15 protein-coding genes and 1 pseudogene are annotated in these 17,880 nt (G+C 58.4%); 10 read left to right on the top strand and 6 right to left on the bottom strand.

Features of this window, described 5'->3' with window-relative positions; translation table 11 throughout:
* Positions 1-248 (bottom strand): transposase domain-containing protein (locus D9X30_RS07995; RefSeq protein ID WP_194946524.1); only part of this gene is annotated, 248 nt, incomplete at its 3' end.
* Positions 249-302: 54 nt separating this feature from the next.
* Positions 303-791, bottom strand: a pseudogene (locus D9X30_RS07990) (DUF4158 domain-containing protein); the annotation flags it as partial.
* A gap of 222 nt (positions 792-1,013) precedes the next feature.
* On the opposite strand from D9X30_RS07990, the gene D9X30_RS07985 reads away from it, so the two are divergent.
* The 5 genes from D9X30_RS07985 to D9X30_RS07965 all read left to right on the top strand — a co-directional run bounded on the left by D9X30_RS07985 (position 1,014) and on the right by D9X30_RS07965 (position 5,105).
* On the top strand, positions 1,014-1,505 hold the full coding sequence (locus D9X30_RS07985; protein WP_153950003.1) for a hypothetical protein: 492 nt from the start codon (positions 1,014-1,016) through the stop codon (positions 1,503-1,505).
* A complete protein-coding gene (locus D9X30_RS07980; RefSeq protein ID WP_194946606.1) occupies positions 1,483-2,388 on the top strand; it encodes a tyrosine-type recombinase/integrase in 906 nt (301 codons plus the stop codon). Before D9X30_RS07985 ends, D9X30_RS07980 begins: the two co-directional genes overlap by 23 nt.
* Before the next feature lie 224 nt (positions 2,389-2,612).
* The gene (locus D9X30_RS07975; RefSeq protein WP_150981938.1) at positions 2,613-3,410 is read left to right on the top strand and encodes a competence protein CoiA; all 798 of its coding nucleotides are present in this window, start codon (positions 2,613-2,615) and stop codon (positions 3,408-3,410) included.
* A gap of 128 nt (positions 3,411-3,538) precedes the next feature.
* Positions 3,539-4,597 (top strand): hypothetical protein, encoded by a 1,059-nt coding sequence (locus tag D9X30_RS07970; RefSeq protein ID WP_150981937.1) that lies wholly within the window; start codon positions 3,539-3,541, stop codon positions 4,595-4,597.
* 85 nt (positions 4,598-4,682) lie between these two features.
* Complete coding sequence (locus D9X30_RS07965; protein WP_150981936.1) at positions 4,683-5,105, top strand: HU family DNA-binding protein; 423 nt, start codon at positions 4,683-4,685, stop codon at positions 5,103-5,105.
* A 503-nt stretch (positions 5,106-5,608) separates the two neighbouring features.
* Here D9X30_RS07965 and D9X30_RS07960 read toward each other — a convergent pair.
* Both D9X30_RS07960 and D9X30_RS07950 read right to left on the bottom strand, forming a co-directional pair.
* Entirely contained in the window at positions 5,609-5,887 is a 279-nt protein-coding gene (locus D9X30_RS07960) for a hypothetical protein (RefSeq protein ID WP_150981934.1), read from the bottom strand.
* 1,850 nt (positions 5,888-7,737) lie between these two features.
* The gene (locus D9X30_RS07950; protein WP_194946607.1) at positions 7,738-8,538 is read right to left on the bottom strand and encodes a hypothetical protein; all 801 of its coding nucleotides are present in this window, start codon (positions 8,536-8,538) and stop codon (positions 7,738-7,740) included.
* Between the two features lie 678 nt (positions 8,539-9,216).
* Here D9X30_RS07950 and D9X30_RS07945 point away from each other — a divergent pair.
* The 3 genes from D9X30_RS07945 to D9X30_RS07935 all read left to right on the top strand — a co-directional run bounded on the left by D9X30_RS07945 (position 9,217) and on the right by D9X30_RS07935 (position 12,374).
* The gene (locus D9X30_RS07945; protein WP_150981933.1) at positions 9,217-10,191 is read left to right on the top strand and encodes a hypothetical protein; all 975 of its coding nucleotides are present in this window, start codon (positions 9,217-9,219) and stop codon (positions 10,189-10,191) included.
* Positions 10,192-10,304: 113 nt separating this feature from the next.
* Positions 10,305-11,774 (top strand): hypothetical protein, encoded by a 1,470-nt coding sequence (locus tag D9X30_RS07940; protein ID WP_150981932.1) that lies wholly within the window; start codon positions 10,305-10,307, stop codon positions 11,772-11,774.
* Between the two features lie 87 nt (positions 11,775-11,861).
* Entirely contained in the window at positions 11,862-12,374 is a 513-nt protein-coding gene (locus D9X30_RS07935; RefSeq protein ID WP_150981931.1) for a hypothetical protein, read from the top strand.
* A 132-nt stretch (positions 12,375-12,506) separates the two neighbouring features.
* Here D9X30_RS07935 and D9X30_RS07930 read toward each other — a convergent pair whose 3' ends face one another.
* Positions 12,507-13,118, bottom strand: coding sequence for a hypothetical protein (locus tag D9X30_RS07930; protein WP_150981930.1), 612 nt, complete (start codon positions 13,116-13,118; stop codon positions 12,507-12,509).
* Between D9X30_RS07930 and D9X30_RS07925 the strand changes: the two genes are divergently transcribed.
* Entirely contained in the window at positions 13,072-13,851 is a 780-nt protein-coding gene (locus D9X30_RS07925) for a nitrilase-related carbon-nitrogen hydrolase (RefSeq protein WP_150981929.1), read from the top strand. The genes D9X30_RS07930 and D9X30_RS07925 overlap by 47 nt on opposite strands.
* On the top strand, positions 13,838-15,172 hold the full coding sequence (locus tag D9X30_RS07920) for an MFS transporter (protein ID WP_170292626.1): 1,335 nt from the start codon (positions 13,838-13,840) through the stop codon (positions 15,170-15,172). The genes D9X30_RS07925 and D9X30_RS07920 overlap by 14 nt, the downstream gene beginning before the upstream one ends.
* A 1,229-nt stretch (positions 15,173-16,401) precedes the next feature.
* On the opposite strand, the gene D9X30_RS07915 is transcribed toward D9X30_RS07920, so the two are convergent.
* Positions 16,402-17,457 carry a DMT family transporter gene (locus tag D9X30_RS07915; RefSeq protein ID WP_150981927.1) on the bottom strand — a complete coding sequence of 352 codons (1,056 nt, stop codon included), beginning with the start codon at positions 17,455-17,457 and terminating at the stop codon, positions 16,402-16,404.
* Positions 17,458-17,880: the final 423 nt, after the last annotated feature.

The raw sequence follows: 17,880 nt of genomic DNA, 5'->3' as shown, positions 1-17,880 counted from the left end.
AGGCCTTCGCACACCACGCGCAGCACTTCCTCCAGCGGCGCTTCGCGCCACAGCGCCAGCGCCATCACGTAATACACCACTGCCGGCGCGGGCAGCAGCCGCTCCCGCTGGCTGGCCTTGCCGGTCTCGGCCAACACTTCTTCGATCAACGTCCGTGGACACACGCTGGCCAGCACCCCGGCGCTGATCAAATGCGCAACGTCAACTCTCGACGGCAGCGTCTTGCGTGTTCTGGCCATCACCCTCATCCATTGAAGCTTCGATGGATGAGGATTATGGCTTTAAAAATACTATCTGAACAGTATTGTGTCTAGGGTGGAGAACGCTGGCAGCTCGACTTGGTGCAGGATCAGCGCATCGATGGTGGCGTTGATGATGTCCACCTGCTGGTCCATCGTTTCCGCGGCTTCGCGCGCGGCGCGGATCGTGACCTCGTTGGCATCGGTGCCAATATAGGGCTGGACGCCGAGAAATTCGCGCACCGCCGTGTAATGCCGGTACAGCGTGGGGGACAGCTTGCGGTCATAGCCAAACGCGGCATCTGGCGCCAGACCAGCGCTGGCGCGCACGTGGTCGATCACGACGACGGGAATGCTGTCCAGGTTGGGGAAGTAATGCAGTTGCTGGAAGACCTTCAGCAGCACCAGCAAGCCAAGTCGCGGACCTTGACCACGGGTTGAGCGGGTGGCCCACTCCAGTTCCTCGGCATCCGGCGTGTAGCACGCCTGTAGCTCCTTGGTGGAGAAAACCTTCGGGAAACGCGGGTAGGCGGTACGCTCGACGGTGGCCATACAGGATCTCGGCAATCTCTGAAGGGCCAGCCAGTCTAGCCGAGGATGGTGGCAAAATTCTAGACCAGCGTTATAACTGACGGGAATGTTTTTGCTTGTCTATATAACCCCATGGCTTATGATAGCCGATTGACCGCATCTTGGCATGACCCCGTCCAAGTGGCCTGGCCCAGCCGAGCCAGCAGGGTGTTTCTGGCGGGCGGACAGCACTACCGGCGTGTGATGCGTGCCGCGATTGGCGTGGTTGGCAAGCCGGAGCTTCCCGTCGATGAAGTTCACGGAGGGATCGGTTATCAGCGTTCGCAGCTTGCCGATTTTCTCGAAGGCCAGGCGCCCACCCTCGCAGACCAGATTGGTTGCCACCCGAACGGGCAGCCGCTGTACCGGCGGTTTGGGACCTTTGCAGTCGGCGATCACATTCTCTTCAACGAGCCCGGCCCGGGCAGGCACGCGCTGAAACGCGCCGTCCTGAACGAGTTGTTCGTCGGACCGGCCGGCCCGACCGCATGTGCCGATGTCGACGACATAGTTGCTGGCCGTCCGCGCGTCGTCTCCAGGTGGATATCGCTTGCTGGTGTCCGAAGCCGTGCGGCGGGTGCTGTGGGCCTACCCCCCGCGTTTGCTAGCAATAACCGCATCGAAGATGCGGTAGGGGTTGTCGGGGGACGCAATATTCAGTATATAAATTCTTATGGATACCCTCTGGCACCTTGACCCCGCACGCGCCTACGCTGACTGGCAAGCACGCGAAGCCGCCGGCGCTGACCGGCGACCGTTCGCGCAGCAGTCCATCGTCCAGCATCGGGCAATGTTCGACAGATTTAACCGATACTTGGTCGGCCGCGGGATGACGGTGGCCAACTTCGGCGCTGACGCGCTCGATGGGTTTTGGCTTGATGCCGACGCCACCGCATACTCGCCGGCGACACGCATGCGCTATCTCAAGCTCATCGATCGCCTGTGCCGGCATCTGGTCGACATCGGCATCCGCGATGCCAACCCTGCCAGCGATCTCGTTCGTGGTCAGCATTGGCCTACGGAAGATCCCGATGCCCTCTTCCTTCCCGAAGACGTCGACCAGCGCCTACAGGAATTCGTACAGCCGCACAGCGCTGACTCGCCGGAAACTCTCCAGAGACGTGCGATCGTTGCGCTCTTCCTGGGCGCCGGCGTCACGGCCAGCGAGGGGCGTACTGCTCGATTTGAGGACCTACACCCGAACGCCGCCCCGCCCTACCTGCACGTACCGGCACGTCCGCCGAAAATCTCCCGCACCATCCATCTTGAGCCCTTCGCCATAGCCCCTTTGAGCGCATGGCACGCGGTACGGCATGACTGGCCGGTCGCTGGCGATCTCCTATTCACCCTGAAGCGGACCGGCACGCCCATCACGGACATGAGCCTCGGAAAGATCGTACGAGAGGCCTCCGCCTCCATCGGACAAGATTCCGAGGACATGAGCCCGAGAATCCTCCGCAACACGTACTGCCGGCGCCTGCTGATCCGTGGCGTTGCCCCCGATGCCGTCACGGAGCGGCTGGGCTTGGCCAGCAACAGGACGGTTGAGCGCATTGCCGCCACTCTCGACGGGGCATAAGGCCGAGATTGCCCCCTTGGGAGGACAGACTGCGGCCAGTCGTTTAACCGTATCCCGGATTAGCAGCATCCGATCGGTTGCTCTGTGCCGCACTAACATTTCCCTCCTGGCGTCAACTCGCTTCGCGCTCCACAGTCGGATCACCGTCTCCTATAGTGGGTAGCGGGTTCGCAGCACGCCCCAACATCTGCCATTGCTTCGCACCCCAATAGCCCAAGCAGACCATGAAATTTGCAACCGTCAAAGGTGAGCGCCACGAAGCGGCGCGCGGCCTTCTAGGCAACTGCGAAGCCTGTGGAAGCCTGATGATCGCCAAGTGCGGAACCTTAAAGGCATGGCACTGGGCCCATCAAGCGAAACGCGTCTGCGACCCATGGTGGGAGAACGAAACGGAATGGCATCGCGCGTGGAAGAACGAGTTCCCAAGCAACTGGCAGGAGGTTGTCCACAGAGCAGAAGATGGCGAGCGGCACATTGCGGATGTGAAAACCGATGATGGATGGGTAATTGAATTCCAGCATTCGTACCTGAAGCCCGAGGAACGTCAGGCTCGCAACGCCTTCTATCAAAAGCTCGTTTGGGTTGTCGATGGGACAAGACGAAAGAAGGACGGCGAACACTTTCTTAAAGCAATAAGAGCAGGCAAGCCTCTGGACGCAGACTTGCTGATTACTAGAATTCCGTTCCCTGAGCAAAGTGCTCTGTTGCGGGAGTGGGGTGACACGAAAGCGCCGGTACTATTTGATCTTGGTGGAAGTCCTTGGCTCTGGTGGCTCTTTCCGAAAAGTCCAAATGGACGCGTATATGTCGCACCTTTCTCGCGTGCAAGGTTCCTGGACGCACATCGGCCTGGTGGTACCGACGTAACAACCCGGTTTCTCGCTCTGGTCGAAAATTTTGAAAAATGCATCACAAACATTGAAAGCCCTGTTCGCACACAAACACGAAGTCAGGCCATACCCCAGGCGCTGCCGAGATCGATGAATCCCTTGTTACGCAGGCGTTCTCGGAAACGCCTATGAAAGGAGGCGCAACGCGGCGTGGAAGGTGGTGGACCGGCGGATAATCCGCGCCCAGTAATGTCACATGGGATGATAGGCTTCGCGCAGTCGGAACCATGACAGGGACGCAAGATCCCCTTCCAGATAACGTGAAACAAGCCAACTCCCCACCGTCGCGCCGCGCGACGATGGCCCTTGCCCGCCTACAGGCCGCCGCCACGCTACAAGGCCTCGCCTGCCACGCGACGGTATGGCAAGGCGTTAGCGCCAAGATTCTCCTTGAATGCGCCAATGGGCATCGCTTCGAGCGCCGCGCCTACGGCGTCCTGTACAAGGCGCCCGGTTGCCCTGAATGCAGCCGCGCGAGCATTGCAGCGAAGTTCGACAAGCTCGTGGCGGATCGCGGCGGACAGTGCCTGACCGACGGTGGATTTCTTGGTGGCGCGGCGCTCCATAGAATTCGCTGCAAGCATGGGCATGAATGGAATCCAGAAGGGCGGAGCGTGTTGGCGGGCTACTGGTGTCCCCGTTGCGCCGGCAAGCCAACCGAGCCTCGGCCGCACCGGCAAGCCTCAAAATACGGCTTGGCCGACCTGCACGCCAAAGCGGCCGAGCATGGGGGCAAGTGCCTCGCGGCCGCCTGGAAGACTGGCCGCGACCATTACCCATTTGAATGCGCGGCTGGCCACCGTTGGGAAGCGATGGGCTACAAGGTTCTAAAACAAGGCAACTGGTGCCGGACGTGCACCGATACCAGATTAGGAGCACAACGGACCGATGCAGACGGCCTGGCGCGCATACAGGGCACGGCCAACGAGCGCGGAGGCCGGTGTTTAAGTACCGCTTACCATGGAACCAGCGCTTTCTACCGTTTCCGATGCGCGGCTGGCCACGAATGGGAAGCGCTCGGTAACAACGTCCTCCAGGGCGGCTGGTGCAGGATCTGCCGCAACGAGGGGCAAAAGCTGGGCATCGAGGCCATGCACGCCTTGGCGCGGGAGCGCGGCGGCATTTGCTTGTCAGACACTTACCGCCACGGAAAAGCCAAACTCAAGTGGGAATGTCATCGTGGCCACGTCTGGGACGCGACGCCCTCTGGAGTGAAGGCCGGTCACTGGTGCCCATCCTGCGCGATCCTCAATACCATCGTCGCGAAGAATCAGCACAAACGTAAGCGCTATGAGGCTGTGGGAAAGGCGCCCGACTAGCGATTTCCCCGTTGCAAAGTGCCTGTCATCTTCGCTAAGCTCTGCCGATCCGGCACGGTGCCGGCATTCTCGAAACAGGAGCTCCATGGCAACGAAGAAGACGGCCGCCCCGAAGACTGCGGCAAAGAAACCGGCAGCGCCGGCGAAGAAGGCTGCACCCGCAGCGAAGAAAGCAGCTGCTGCACCCGTGGCAAAGCCGCTGAAGGACACGTTCAACAAGTCCAGCCTCCTTGCGCACCTGGTTACGCAGACCGAATTGGACAAGAAGACGGTGCAGACCGTGCTTGCCCACCTCGAGAACACGATCACCAGCGCCATCCACAAGAAGGGCGCGGGCGAATTCACATTCCCCGGCCTGTTCAAGGTGTCGGCCATTCAAGTGCCGGCGACCAAGAAGCGTTTCGGCAAAAATCCGTTCACCGGCCAGGACCAATGGTTCGCGGCCAAGCCGGCTTCCGTTAAGGTGAAGGTTCGTCCGCTGAAGAAGTTGAAGGACGCGGCGCTGTAATTCGACGCATCCTCAAAAACGACAAAGGCCCGACTCGCATCAGTCGGGCCTTTCGTTTACTCTGACCGCCGACTCAACGGCGAGTGCTCGGCTCCTGCGCGGGAGCCAACCCAACACGGCTCATTCCATCCTGTGCCGGGTCGACGGTGTACGCGTGGCCAGCAAAAATCTCAGCTGGCCAGGGGCGCGGGAACACTCCTACTGGATTGCGAGTCTGAGCCAGGAAGCGCCCCTCCATGATTGGCACAGCCGAAGCAAGTTCCGACAAAAATTCGTCTTGAGACTGTAACCAGTTGACGATCCAAGGGTGCTCTTGGACAAACTCAGGGGCCTTATCCCGCAGCAGCTCAAGTAGCTCTCGATTCTCGTCGATTCGCTTGTGCACTCCTCCGCCAGACCAGCCCAGGATTCTGCGTACTTCCGCGACAACTCTTCTGTTCCAGAAAAACATTGTTCCTTCTCCGTGTGTCAAGAGTGGTGGAGCTAAACACCTGTGAGCCTCGTTACGGCACGCGTTGATTGATTACGTGCAGTGCATTGCCAACGCTTTCGCACTCTGTTTTCATCCTTTCGGAGAGCTGCGTGCCAGCACTCGCTAGGCGTGCACACTGCGTCTGAGCTACCCGCGCGGCGTCGAGATGCTCCGCATACCATTTCGCCGTATGCGGCTCTTGAGGCCAGAACAGAACAACCACTGCAACCACGCCCAATCCGACGAGCATCGGAAAGAAGCCATAGTCAGGCGGCAGGTAGAACACCTTCTTGATCTTGGGCGTTGCCATAGGCGTTTCCTCTGTCGCGGCTTCAGCCATTTCGCGTCGGAAAGCAGACATCTGGCTCAGGGAATTTCGCCTGTCTCTGGCCGCCATCGCCATGCTCCATCGCCGGTGCGCGAGCCGATTTGGATGTCATCCATACTCTCGGCAATCCCTTAGGAATGCGAGCAAGGACTCGTTCCGCGCTCATAAGGCACAGGGCAGCGGCACCATACGCCAGGACGGACGGCCAGTCTTGAGTCTCCCTCAAAAAGGGGGCAAACAAGACTCCGAGTAGGGCTATAGAGAACTTCCACCCCGTCCACATTGCACCGGCCAAGAGCAACATCTTGGCAAAAGCGAGTCCCGCATTGACCCACACCCGTTGGCGAGACACTCGCCATTGTGTGTAGTGCCATGTCCCATCTACACGGACCCGGTTGCCGACCACGCGTAAGTCGCTACCGATCGAAACCGCGACGTGTCTCGAAAGGCAAACGCTCCATGGACCGCATGTGGCGATCTTAGGCATTCCGATCCAGTCGGGGCACACCGCGACGGACTCTGCTTTTCCTACTCGAACTGGCTCGAGATGCGAGAGATTCTTAGCGAGTGTCCGTTTCGCTCTTTGACGATCTTTTGCCCGACGGCGTGCCGGGGAGAACAGTTGTGAATCGGCGCAAAAGAATGCGTCACCTCGTGCGAGGCGAAGAAGGAATCTAACCACGAGTGCTTTGTTCCTCAAATCGTCAACGGATGACGGGGGCCAGGTTCCCAATCCCGCGTCACGGCTTCAGGTAGATCTTCGAGTTCGCGTTCCGACGAACCGCATCGCTTGTCTTGCCGCGTACGGCGCGTATCGAACTGATATCCGTCGTCGCAGTGAAGATCGCGGTAGGGATGCGCCTCAATGCGTCGCCCACAGCCGCTTGATTGACCGAGAGGGTTCCAGCTGGATGGCCCACGCGAAGTATTGCGGAAGTCTCGTGCTCAGTGAGGCGAAAACTTTCGTAGCGGGCGTGTTGCACAGAATTATTTGCAGTCGGGACGATAGTTGTGCTGTCGCTCATCATCTAGATCCAAGTGAGGATTCCCATATTCTTTCCGATCTCCGCCACCCGATGGCGCGCGCGGGTCCGTTCCCAGCGCATACCCCTCGCCACGCGTCGGCGGAGTCGGGAATTGTCTCCGAGACGAAGCCGATCAGCGCCAGTAGCTCGTGCGTGATTTCACCCATCGTCTCATGCAGCGGATCGTCCTTGCGCCCCGGCTGACCCCGCCATGTCGTGACCAGATGTAGCGGTAACTGGAATGGATGCAGCAACGAAGTCAGCACTCCAGCCGGGCGGTCGCAACCGCTGAAGTCTGTTCCGCCGTTAGCTCGATCGGCCCGTTCCCCCCTTAACTGCGGGTCGCAGGTCGTCTCTGGCTGGCAAAGTCGGTCCACAAAAGGCGCACAGCCTTGCAAATAAGACGCAGGCCGTAGATGGCACTACCGGGAAGTACGATAAGTTGGAAAGCGACTAGGCCGGCGAGGACATTTTCTGTTCTTGAAGCACCCAGAGGTCCAATATATTCGACGTACCCCTGTACGAGCCCACCCACCACCGGGATGTGCGCATATGCGGCCACAACAAAGGCAAGAACCGCGCCTCCGGTTTGCGCAGCACCCAGAGCGGCAGCCGCGAACATCAATGCATCGAGCATAGCTTTCGGTCCTTCCAAGTAAGGTTCGCGTATTATTTCCCATTCTCGCCTCTAGATTTCCGTAAAAAGAGGTATGTTTTATCCGAGCTTTCAAGATTTATGCTTCGGAATCCCACAATCCGAAATAAGAAAGCCCCGGTCGTCTCGCGACGCCGGGGCTTTGTAAAGGGCTAGCAGAGAGTGAGCTGGGCCTGGTGGATCCCGTGGACGCCCCAAGCTTCTCGCGCCTGGGGCGATAGATCTTCCACTGGCACAGATCTGGCGAGTACGTCCCGAACATCATAGCTATCAGTAAGACCGAGCCGGTCCTTGAAAGCCGTTCGTCTCGCTATCTCATCGTGCTCTGCCATTTGCGAATGCGACAGCGTCAAACAACCGTAGTGCACATACCAACGGTATCCCGCAGTAATCGATCCGGGCCCATTACCAGCGTCGTGCATCGACAGCAGACGATCGACCTCGAAGTCCGCGATGAAAGCTGCGGATTCCGGGTCAACATCAAACCGCTGCGCTGTCGGAAGGTCCAGAATGGCGCGGCCGTCATCCGTCGTGACGATTTCCGAAGCACAAGAGCTTCCTTCTGTTAGCGCTTCCCGCATGGGGTCACGCAGGCCAGTCCCCCCCGAATCAGGCGCTGAATCGTCCCAGTCGTCACCGACGTGCAGAAAACGCGCCGCAGGAATCGGTGTCTGCGCGACCTCCGGCACATCTGGGATGTCGTACCGAACGCCGCGAGTCCGTATATTCCGCAGGTCGGCCCACGCCGCGAACGGCCTTGCCACACCATTCAGGGACTGCATGGCGTCAACTGCGATCATCAGGTCGAGTGGCAGCAACCGGAACTTTGGCGCTTCGCCGGCGGCGGTTGCGCGCTGCTCTTCGTCGAAATCCAACTGCAGCATGAATCGCCGCAGCTGCCCAAGCATCGCAGGATGGTAGGTGTCTGGCTGGATCTTAATGTAGCCGGACATGATGGTACGTCCGATCCAGTGCCGCCGCATCCAGTCGTGCCGCGTCGTCCGAATGTACCCAAACAATAAAGACTGAGAAACCCACACAAGAAAAATGGAGAAGGGAAAAAGTTCATTCCATACAACGGGTTATCGCCGGGTCGAATCCATGCACACACTAATGGTACTGGAATGCGATACTCAGCTAGCCGACAACAAAGTCTGAGGAAAATATCCGAGATGACCACCAGCCTTTTGTGCCAGACCTCCGGCGCTCTACTCGCCGCAAGTGAGCCGGGGACTAACATAAATAGGCGCTACCCAGTGGTCTGCCGCCGCGCGTGGCGCGGTGATCTCGACTCTTCACCACGTGCCAACGCAACGCCCTCATCGCCTGCACCGACTCGACTGACGGGCCATGCGACCACGGCTCCCATATGGACGTCACCGCGCACGTTCTATGAGTCAGCCCCGTCACTACGGGGCTAAACCTAAGCTTGGCTGCCGCTGCCGCGACCGCTGCGGACCATACCCTCCTACTTTGTTGCGAAGATGCGCCTGCGTATGACTCTCGCAGCATGGAGCGCGCCGTAATTCCTGACGACGCCATGGGCGTGTAGCTTGTTATCCTTATGCAGTTGCACGCCGTTACGCACCGATATATTGACCCAGACGCAGGGGAAACGAACCAGTAGCTTAATGACGTCCGTTAATCGTGCAGGTACCAACGACATCCTCAAAGGGCCGATCATGCCATCTGACGGAAAGCGCCTGGAAAGTCTTGTTAAGACGATCGAGGAATACTTCATGGGCGAGGGTTTTACAATCGAGCAAAGCAAGAAAATCTTCGACAGCGACGGGAGCCCTGTCGCCGAGTTCGACATTTTCGTCTCGGGCCGCTTCGGCAGTACCGAAATGACATGGCTGCTAGAGTGTCGAGACCGCCCCAGCCATGGGCCTGCACCCTCTGCGTGGATAGAACAGCTAATTGGTCGTCGAACCCGCTTCAACTTCGGCAAGGTGACGGCGGTCTCAACAACGGGTTTCGCCCCTGCGGCCGTGGCACTCGCTGAAGGTCATGGAATCGAACTGCGCGTCCTGGCACGCAAGCAAGTCGATGATGTCGAATCATGGCTGTCGATGAAGGCCATTACTCAGATTACAAGATCCTACGATCTGAAGTCCGCGATATTGCATCCTGCGCCTGGCCAAACCGCGGAAACATTGGCCGCACTCGGGGAATCGATGAACCAAGCAAATGGCGCGACTGCCTTCCTGCGCTCGGTTCGACATGGCGTAAGTACGACCCCGGCAAATGCATTCGTGCACGTCGCATCCTCTATCGAATCGTTGCATGAAGGACTTGCGCCTGGCGCCGGGCCAAGAAGAACGCAATTGAATGCCGAATATCCCGAAGACGATCGCTACGTCATCGACACCAACCTCGGCCCTATTCAGATAGCCAGGATCGAATTCATAGGAACCGTCCGCATCGAAGCTACATCATTGCCCGTTCATGAGGTCTCCACCTACTCGCGTCTCGGGGCCGAGCTTCCTATATCGGAGATCGTGTCTTTTTCCCCGATGGAGGCGGAAGGTAGACAGATCTCGCTCGAACTACATCGCGTACAGGAAACCGGCGAAACCCTTGTGCTGGCACGCGTCGTAAAGTAGAAGCTATCCGCTGGCCCGCGGCATTGCCGCTGACGAACTGGGCAGATGTTGGTTCACTGCTTCTGGGTTTCCCCGGCACCACCCACGCAGCCACCAGTTTGGTTGCGAAGTAAATGACCTACAGGAAGACAATGCCAAAAATAGACCAAAATTCCCGTGGGACTTGTTTCGACTGGGAATGCTGTGAAGCTATCCTCAACAACGGTACCTATGGGGTTGTAGACCATGGTCCCTTGCATGGACCTGTGGCTCATTTCTCGTTTCGTAGAGATGATGAATTACGACTCGTCTTCGAAACTGTCTCTGCCGGAAACAGTGCGTCTGTACACGAGGAAAGAGCCGCAGGCACCGTCTATGAAGCGGAGGACGAGGTCCGAATTGAAGGGTACAGTGGAGCAGTGGCCATCGCTAGCGGCGTCATACCACTGCAGCACAGCCGAAAATGGGACAGAGATCGCAACGGAGAGACAAGGGAAGAATCCCAATGCCATCAACTCCGCTGGGAAAGTTTGAACAAGAAGCCGGCGAAGTATTTGATCGAATGGTACGAGAACATGCCGAAGAACGCAGGATGGCCGGATCTCGATACCTTTAACGAAGTCACCAGCACAACACGCGTGCTGCAAGGCAAGCGCGGAGACATCATTCAAACCGCTGCAGACGAGACCGGCAGTAGCGCACGCTCATGCGTTCACCTGCGCATTCACGGCCTCGACATAGTCATAGGTACGTCAAGAGCGCAGCCGAATTTCATACGCAGACCAGGCTACATCCTGTATATCGGAGCACCGGATGACGAACTTCGGCGGAAGATTCGGGACCGTCTGTCGTTCTGTCTCGGTAGCTACCTCATCTATTTAGGATGGACTTCCTTCGATGACGCTTGGCGACCCGTGGCCTTCAGCGCGAGTAGTGGGCATGCCCTTGTCAAGGAAGCGGATCGACTACAAGGATGGCTGCCCGCTCCACTCGGATTGAAGTTCATTCCCGAACTGACAGAGGAAAGACTAACTAAGCAGCTCGCCACGCTGTTGAATCTATACGACGCCTATCACCTGCGTACCGTCTTCTGGAATTATTGGCATTCTCTAGCTGCGCCCGTGCATATGGCAGCCGCGCATCTGGGCGCAACGATTGAGGGCTTGCAAAAGTCGTGGTACGGTCGTGCCACGACCAAGTTGGATTCGCGTCTCGTGACAAACAACAAGGATTGGCAACAACTGCGAGAGAATCTGAGTGCCTGCATCCAGGAAGCGAATCTTCCGGAGGAGATTAAGGAATTGCTGGATCGGAAGATCAATGGGCTAAATACCGCACCACAGAATGTACTAATGGAGCGCTTTCTCTCCGGCCTCGATCTGCAGACGACTGAACTGGAGAAGTCGGCCTGGCGCAACCGGAACAGAGCCGCACACGGGGCGGGCACCTCTTCGCAAGACCCAATTCGTCTGATTCGAGAAAACAAGCTCCTCACAGTATTGCTGCATCGGATCATCTTGGCCTTGGCGGGCGGGGACCATTACTTTGACTATTACAGCCATGGACGCCCCATGCGACAGCTTCGAGACGCTCCGAACGATTAATCCGCGTCCCCGGGTTAGCCCCCCTTGGCGCTGTCGTACCCCTACCGAGGTGCCGCCAAGCGTACGACGAACGAGCTCTCATCCACCATGCAATCCATCTACAAAGATCACAAACTCCGGGCAGCACTGCACTCCATTTACGTTGCGCAGTTCAAGGCAATTAAAGCGTATGGGGAGGGATTTACTGCCAACGATGCCAATCGGATGATGACGAGCCTGATGGGATCGCGTCCCTGGTCGTGGCGAGTTGTCGGTATTACTCGGGAGGCTTTGGAAATATTTGCGGCACATGAGTTCAGACGTCCGCCACGCACGATCCAACGTGGACACCGCATCAATCGCATCACGACCGCGGCCGAGCTCTACATTAAACCCACGGAACCTGTCGCGCGCGAACAATTCTTCGAAATCTTCCTCGAACGCGACCAGACCGTACTAATGACGACATCGCAGAACAAGCATCGTCCTGATGGCAGGTTCCCGGACTACATTGCCATTGATCAGGCTCTGGAACTCTTTCCATGTGGAACGCTGATCGGGTGGAAACATACCAAAAGAGAAGTCAACTTCCTGAGCACCCTCTATGCTACGAACTCTTGATACAGAAGATCCTTGATGTGTGCGCCGATTAAATGAGTTCGCGCATGCTGAATCAATGCCACGCAATTGAGTCAAATAGACTCATCAATCTCCGAGCACGCTCGGCCCCGCGCACTGATTGGCACCCTACGGTTACCCATTGAAACAGGCAAGCAAGGCCTCTAGCTTCTTCGCCGCAGGTTGCGTAAGGGCAAAGTACAACACGTGCGATAAAACCAGTCCGACGAAGAGAACGAACCCGACAAAGTAGAACGCGATTCGCTGCGTCCTAAGCCGAGCAAAGAGAGCGGGGAAGCTGCCCGTCACGAGGTCGGCGACTTCGCTGTACTGGTCCAGCATCTGATTGCGCTTTCGCGTAATTTCAGTCTTCAATGTGTCCAGTGTATGGAGCTGATTGCGAAGCATGAGCGCGCTTAGCAGAACGAACACATAGCACCCAATCAGCACAGCCGTATTTACCCAGAACTCGTAGCCGACCTTGTCCGCCGCTTTCATCTGAGTGGCAACAATCACCGTCGCAACAGGAATACCTAGGATCTGATTCTGGATGTCAGAAAAAGCCTTATGGATCTTGCCGATCTCCTCAACCTTTGCCGCCTCGATCTGGTCAATCACCTTGTCGTACGAAAAATCCGCCACGAACAGCCTGTAGCCATCCGCAAAGTGCTTTTGGAGATCCGACAGATGGGCAAGAAGAGTGGAAAAACGCTTCTTCGGGACGGCACTGCCTGCCACCGAACGCACAGACTTTCCGAACAATGACGGCTCGTCGTTGGTAGTGTTTCCAGAAGCGGTGATGTTTCAGTTCACTGAACCTGCGGCGACGATTGCCGCAGCGGCCCAGCAGCACAGCGCCGTATTTGAGGCGGCGCTACAGGCCTACGCTGAGCGCTATCGCGTTGCGATTGTCGCGGGGCTCTATCTGCCGTCGTCCACGGCCGGCCGTTCGCGTAACGTCCTCAGTTTGCTGCGCCCGGACGGCGCCGCGCCAATTCACTACGACAAGCTGCATCACTACGACGCATTCAACTTTGTGGAAAGCGAGAAGCATGATCGCGTTCCGCTCAAGCCGGACTACGAGGAACTGGTCGTCTTCGAATGCGATGGCATCAAGTTTGGTCTGCTCAATTGCTACGACCTTCGCTTTCCTGAGATGAGCCGGCTGCTGATTGAGAAAGGGGCCGATGTCTTGCTCGTGGCCTCTGGATGGGTAGCTGGTCCTCTGAAGGCCTTGCAGTGGGAAACGCTCGCACGGGCGCGTGCTATCGAAAATACCTGTTACGTCGTGGCCTGCTGCCAGCCAGCGCCCCACTCCGTCGGGATGTCGATGATTGTGGATCCTATGGGTGCTGTGATCGCTGGCGTGCATTGGAACGCGGCGTATGTCAGAACGATCCTGCCGTGCGTATCCCAACGCCGATACATGCTTATTGACACCAATGCTGAGCAATGCGAGGTGCGCAATGGCGTACGTTGATTCCATCACTGGTGTTCAAGCGCAACCGTCGGGTACGGACGAGCACGCGATGCGCAAGGTTGTCGTTTCAGCGGCGCTGGGCCAATTTGTCGAGTGGTATGACTTCGTCGTCTATGCGTACTCGGCGACCATGTTGGCGAAACTGTTCTTTCCCCATTCGGACCCGGTCGCCGCATTGCTGTCAACGTTTGCCGTCTACGCCGTCGGATTTGTCATGCGGCTGTTCGGTGGCTACGTGTTTGGTCGATTGGGAGATCGCTACGGACGTAAGTCCACGCTCGCGGCGATCATTCTGATCATGGGGGTGTCCACTGTCGGGATTGGCCTGCTGCCCACCTACGAACAGATTGGTGTTTTTGCCCCGGTTCTCCTAGTGGTATGTCGTCTGCTGCAAGGTCTGTCAGCGGCTGGCGAGGCGACCGGATCGAACTCCTTCGTGGCTGAACATGCGCCAGCGAGGCGCCGCGGCATCGCAGTGGCGTTCACCTATTCCTTTGCAAACGTAGGCCCCATCGTCGCTGCGCTCGTAGTCTTGGCCGTTACTAGCGGACTCGGGCCAGAGCGCTATGCGTCCTGGGGCTGGCGCATCCCCTTCTTGCTGGGAGCGCCGTTCGCGCTGGTGGGCATCTATATTCGCGCGAAAGTAGGAGAGTCGCCAGCGTTCGAGGCTACGAAGGCGACTAGGCGCGGCGCTCCCGAGCCCATCCTGGCGACCCTTAAGCGGTATCGCTCGGAGGTCTTGTTCACGTTCGTACTTTCCGCGCTGTCTAGTCTGGGCTTCTACACTCTGGCCGGTTACTTCGTCACCTACCTGACGACGACCACGAAGCTGAGTGCCAACGATGCTTTGATTTCCAACTGCATTGCCTTGATGTTGGCTTTCCTTGCCATGAATCTTGGTGGGTATTTATCCGACCGGTTCGGTCGAAAGCCCGTCCTTCTTGGCGCACTGGTGCTATCCATCGTTACGCTGATTCCCGGTTATATGCTTGCTGGTCAAGGAAGCCTGGCTGCGGCTAATCTGGGACAGGGCATGATTGCGATCGCTGGCGGCCTGTTCTGGGGACCGCTCCCGATTGCTCTGCTTGAGCTCTTTCCGACGCGTGTGCGACTGAGCTGTGCATCGATCAGCGTAAACGCGGCCTACGCTCTGTTCGGTGGCACCGCGCCATTTCTGAGCACCTATCTGTTGGCGCTCACGCACAATAGGCTGGCACCCGCTTACTATGCGGCTGGCATATTCTTGGTGGCATTCTTGTTCATAGTGCGGATCCCGGAGACGTATCGGCGTCCTTTGTTGCAGGAGGGGGACCTTAGTTAGAGGATTGCGAGCGGCACAATTTTCGGTAATCTGGCCCTGCGCCGCAGGGCCAGGTCCGGCCAGCACCTGCGCGTTGTCCCTGTTCCCGTTCGCGCGCGGAGTGCATAGTGCAATGCTGCATGACGTGCTGCTGAAGTTGGAGGTGCCAAATCCTCCCGATCCCTTACACAAGTCCCGAAAGCCTGGGCCTCGCCGGATTTTCTGCAGCAACCTCTAGTTCGCGCAGTTTTGCTGCACCTAGTAAATCTCCCTCAGAAATTCCCGATCTTCCCTGGCGGATGGGCGTGCCAAGCGGTCCGTAAAATGCGGGTGTCCACTCCGGGTAATTGGCACTCTCACCTGCCGTGCCGTGGATTAAGAAGGCGTTACGTTGTTGGACCGCGCGTTGTGCCAGCGCCATCGCACCGTCCAGGTGCCGCAACCAGGATTGCGCGGTAGAGATCCGTCATGCGCTCTAATTTTCGGTGGTCACCCGTGGCACGCGAGCTATCGCGCGCGGCGCGTGAAGCCCCTGGCGTTTATTTCCTCCCACTGCGTGGCGCCGCGCAGGCTTCGCTACAGGCGTGGCGGCGCTGGGACGGCCGCCTCCGCGGCGTCCCCGCCCTCTCTATCGCACCGCTGGTCGGCAGCCTGCTTGCCCTGCGCGCTTGGCTCTGTCGACAACCCTGAACCAGTGAACGATGCACAACCCGGTCGCAAATGGCCCCGCTAACCCATGGGCGATTGCAGCGCGGCGATCGGTGACGAAAGACGATCGCGGCCGCTTTGTCGTGCTCGCCGAGGTGCCTCGGCCATATCGGGATGACCTGTTAGCCTGCATCCGGCGAGAGATGATCGCGATCTTCCACGAACGAGATGGCGATTGCATCTACCCGTGCGATTGGTTCGCATGGCGAGAAGGACACCGTTTCTGTCCGTTCTGACGCCGATTGGCATGCCTCGCGTAGCGCCGGGTTTTCCGTGGGTGGTTTTTTGAGTGCAGCAACCCCGCGCAAAATGTAGGTTGTTGCATTAGTTTCGCAATCGTCCCCGCTGACCCTGCCGTGTTGCGCAAGGAAGCAGCCCCCGGCGAGCCTCTGGAAAGGCGCTTATTGCGCTAACTTGGGGTCTCGCATACGAGGTGCGAGCGGGCCATGGTCGGCAAGCCCAGTCAACTACCTTCGCTCAACCATGCACGACGCGCCATTTACCCGCATTGTGGCCTATCTGTCATAGGCCTTCGCGATGTATTAGTGCAAGTGGCGATGGTGCATGTCTGGATAATGCGGGTGTTTGTGCGCCATTACCTCGTGTTCGTGCCAGTGCCTGTGGGGTTCCTTGCCATCCCATGAGAAGCCGTGCTCATGCTGATGATGCTCGTCATGCCGATGCGAGTGGCTATGCGCCAATGGCTCATGGGTATGCACGTGTTCGTGCCGCTCTCGCAGATGCAACCACACGCCCAAGGCCATCAGCGCCGCGGCAAACCAGAACGCCAAGCCTGGCACCTCAGGCCAAATCACAAACGAGATCAGGACCCCAAACAATGGGGCGACCGAGAAGTATGCACCGCTTCGAGCCGTTCCCAATAGCCGCAGCGCCACCACAAACAAGGCGAGACTCACACCGTATCCGGCGAATCCGATGATCAGCGCGCCCGCCGCGGTACCGACTGGTGGGAACTCCGCCCCATGCATCAGGGCGAGCGACGTGTTGCAGAGTCCCGCGACAAGCCCCTTCAGGCAGGCGACGAGCAGTGCGTCGTTGCTGGACACCTTGCGGGTGAGGTTGTTGTCAATCGCCCAGCACAGGCAAGCGCCGACGATAAGCAGCGCGCCAGTCGACATCTGCAGGCTGCCCGGCTGCCAGGACAGCAGCAAGCCGCCGGCCACGATCGTGATCATCCCCAGAACAATCTGCCGGTCGGCGTTCTCCTTCAACACCACCCAGGCGATGACCGCCGTGAACACACCCTCCACGTTCAGCAGCAGTGATGCCGAAGCGGCATTGGTCGAGACGAGGCCATTCATCAGCAACGCTGGCCCCGCTACGCCGCCCGCAACGATTGCGCCAATCAGCCACGGCACCTCTGCCCGCGGAATACCGCTATGATCGTTTCCCGGATCAGGCTTCGCCCAGACTCTTCGGATTGCGAGCACGAGCGCCAGGCCGATGCCGCTACCAAGATACAGTAGTCCGGCCAGCAGGAGCGGGGCAACCGATCCGGTCAGCGCCTTGGCCAGCGGCGTGCTTGCGCCGAAAAGCAGAGCCGCCAGTAATGCCGGTGATGCGGTACGAATGGACATTGCAGATCAGGGGTTGGGACGAGCGTAGACTCGCGAACTCACATTTCCAGCACTACTTGCGCTTCCGGTCGGCCGGGGTCGGGGACCATCGGATGCTCGACTCTCACACGATTGCCTCGTGCAGTCAAACGAGGCTTGCGCCTTTTTTGAACAGTAGCTGCCGAAGATCGAAGTGACGCTAGCGATGGCGGCCAACGAATGCTCAGCCTCGATACTCCCGCGGCTGCTCACCGATTGGCACCTCGGAGATATATGTGTAAGACAACTCACCCCTCCGATGACACGGCGGGTCGACGCCGCGAGCCGTCATGGAAGCGGCAAACAGCCTTCGAGATCAGCTGTTCGCCGCGTAAGGTACGGTGGCGCTGCCAGCTTCCTGCGAGGCGTCGCCTAGATGGAGCGATAGCAGCCCTCGGCTCGCAT

The sequence above is a fragment of the Cupriavidus sp. U2 genome, assembly GCF_009663685.2.
In the GTDB taxonomy this organism is placed as follows: domain Bacteria; phylum Pseudomonadota; class Gammaproteobacteria; order Burkholderiales; family Burkholderiaceae; genus Cupriavidus; species Cupriavidus necator_C.
The sequence above is the reverse complement of the archived record's forward strand: the minus strand, read 5'-3'. Positions and strand labels throughout refer to the sequence as shown.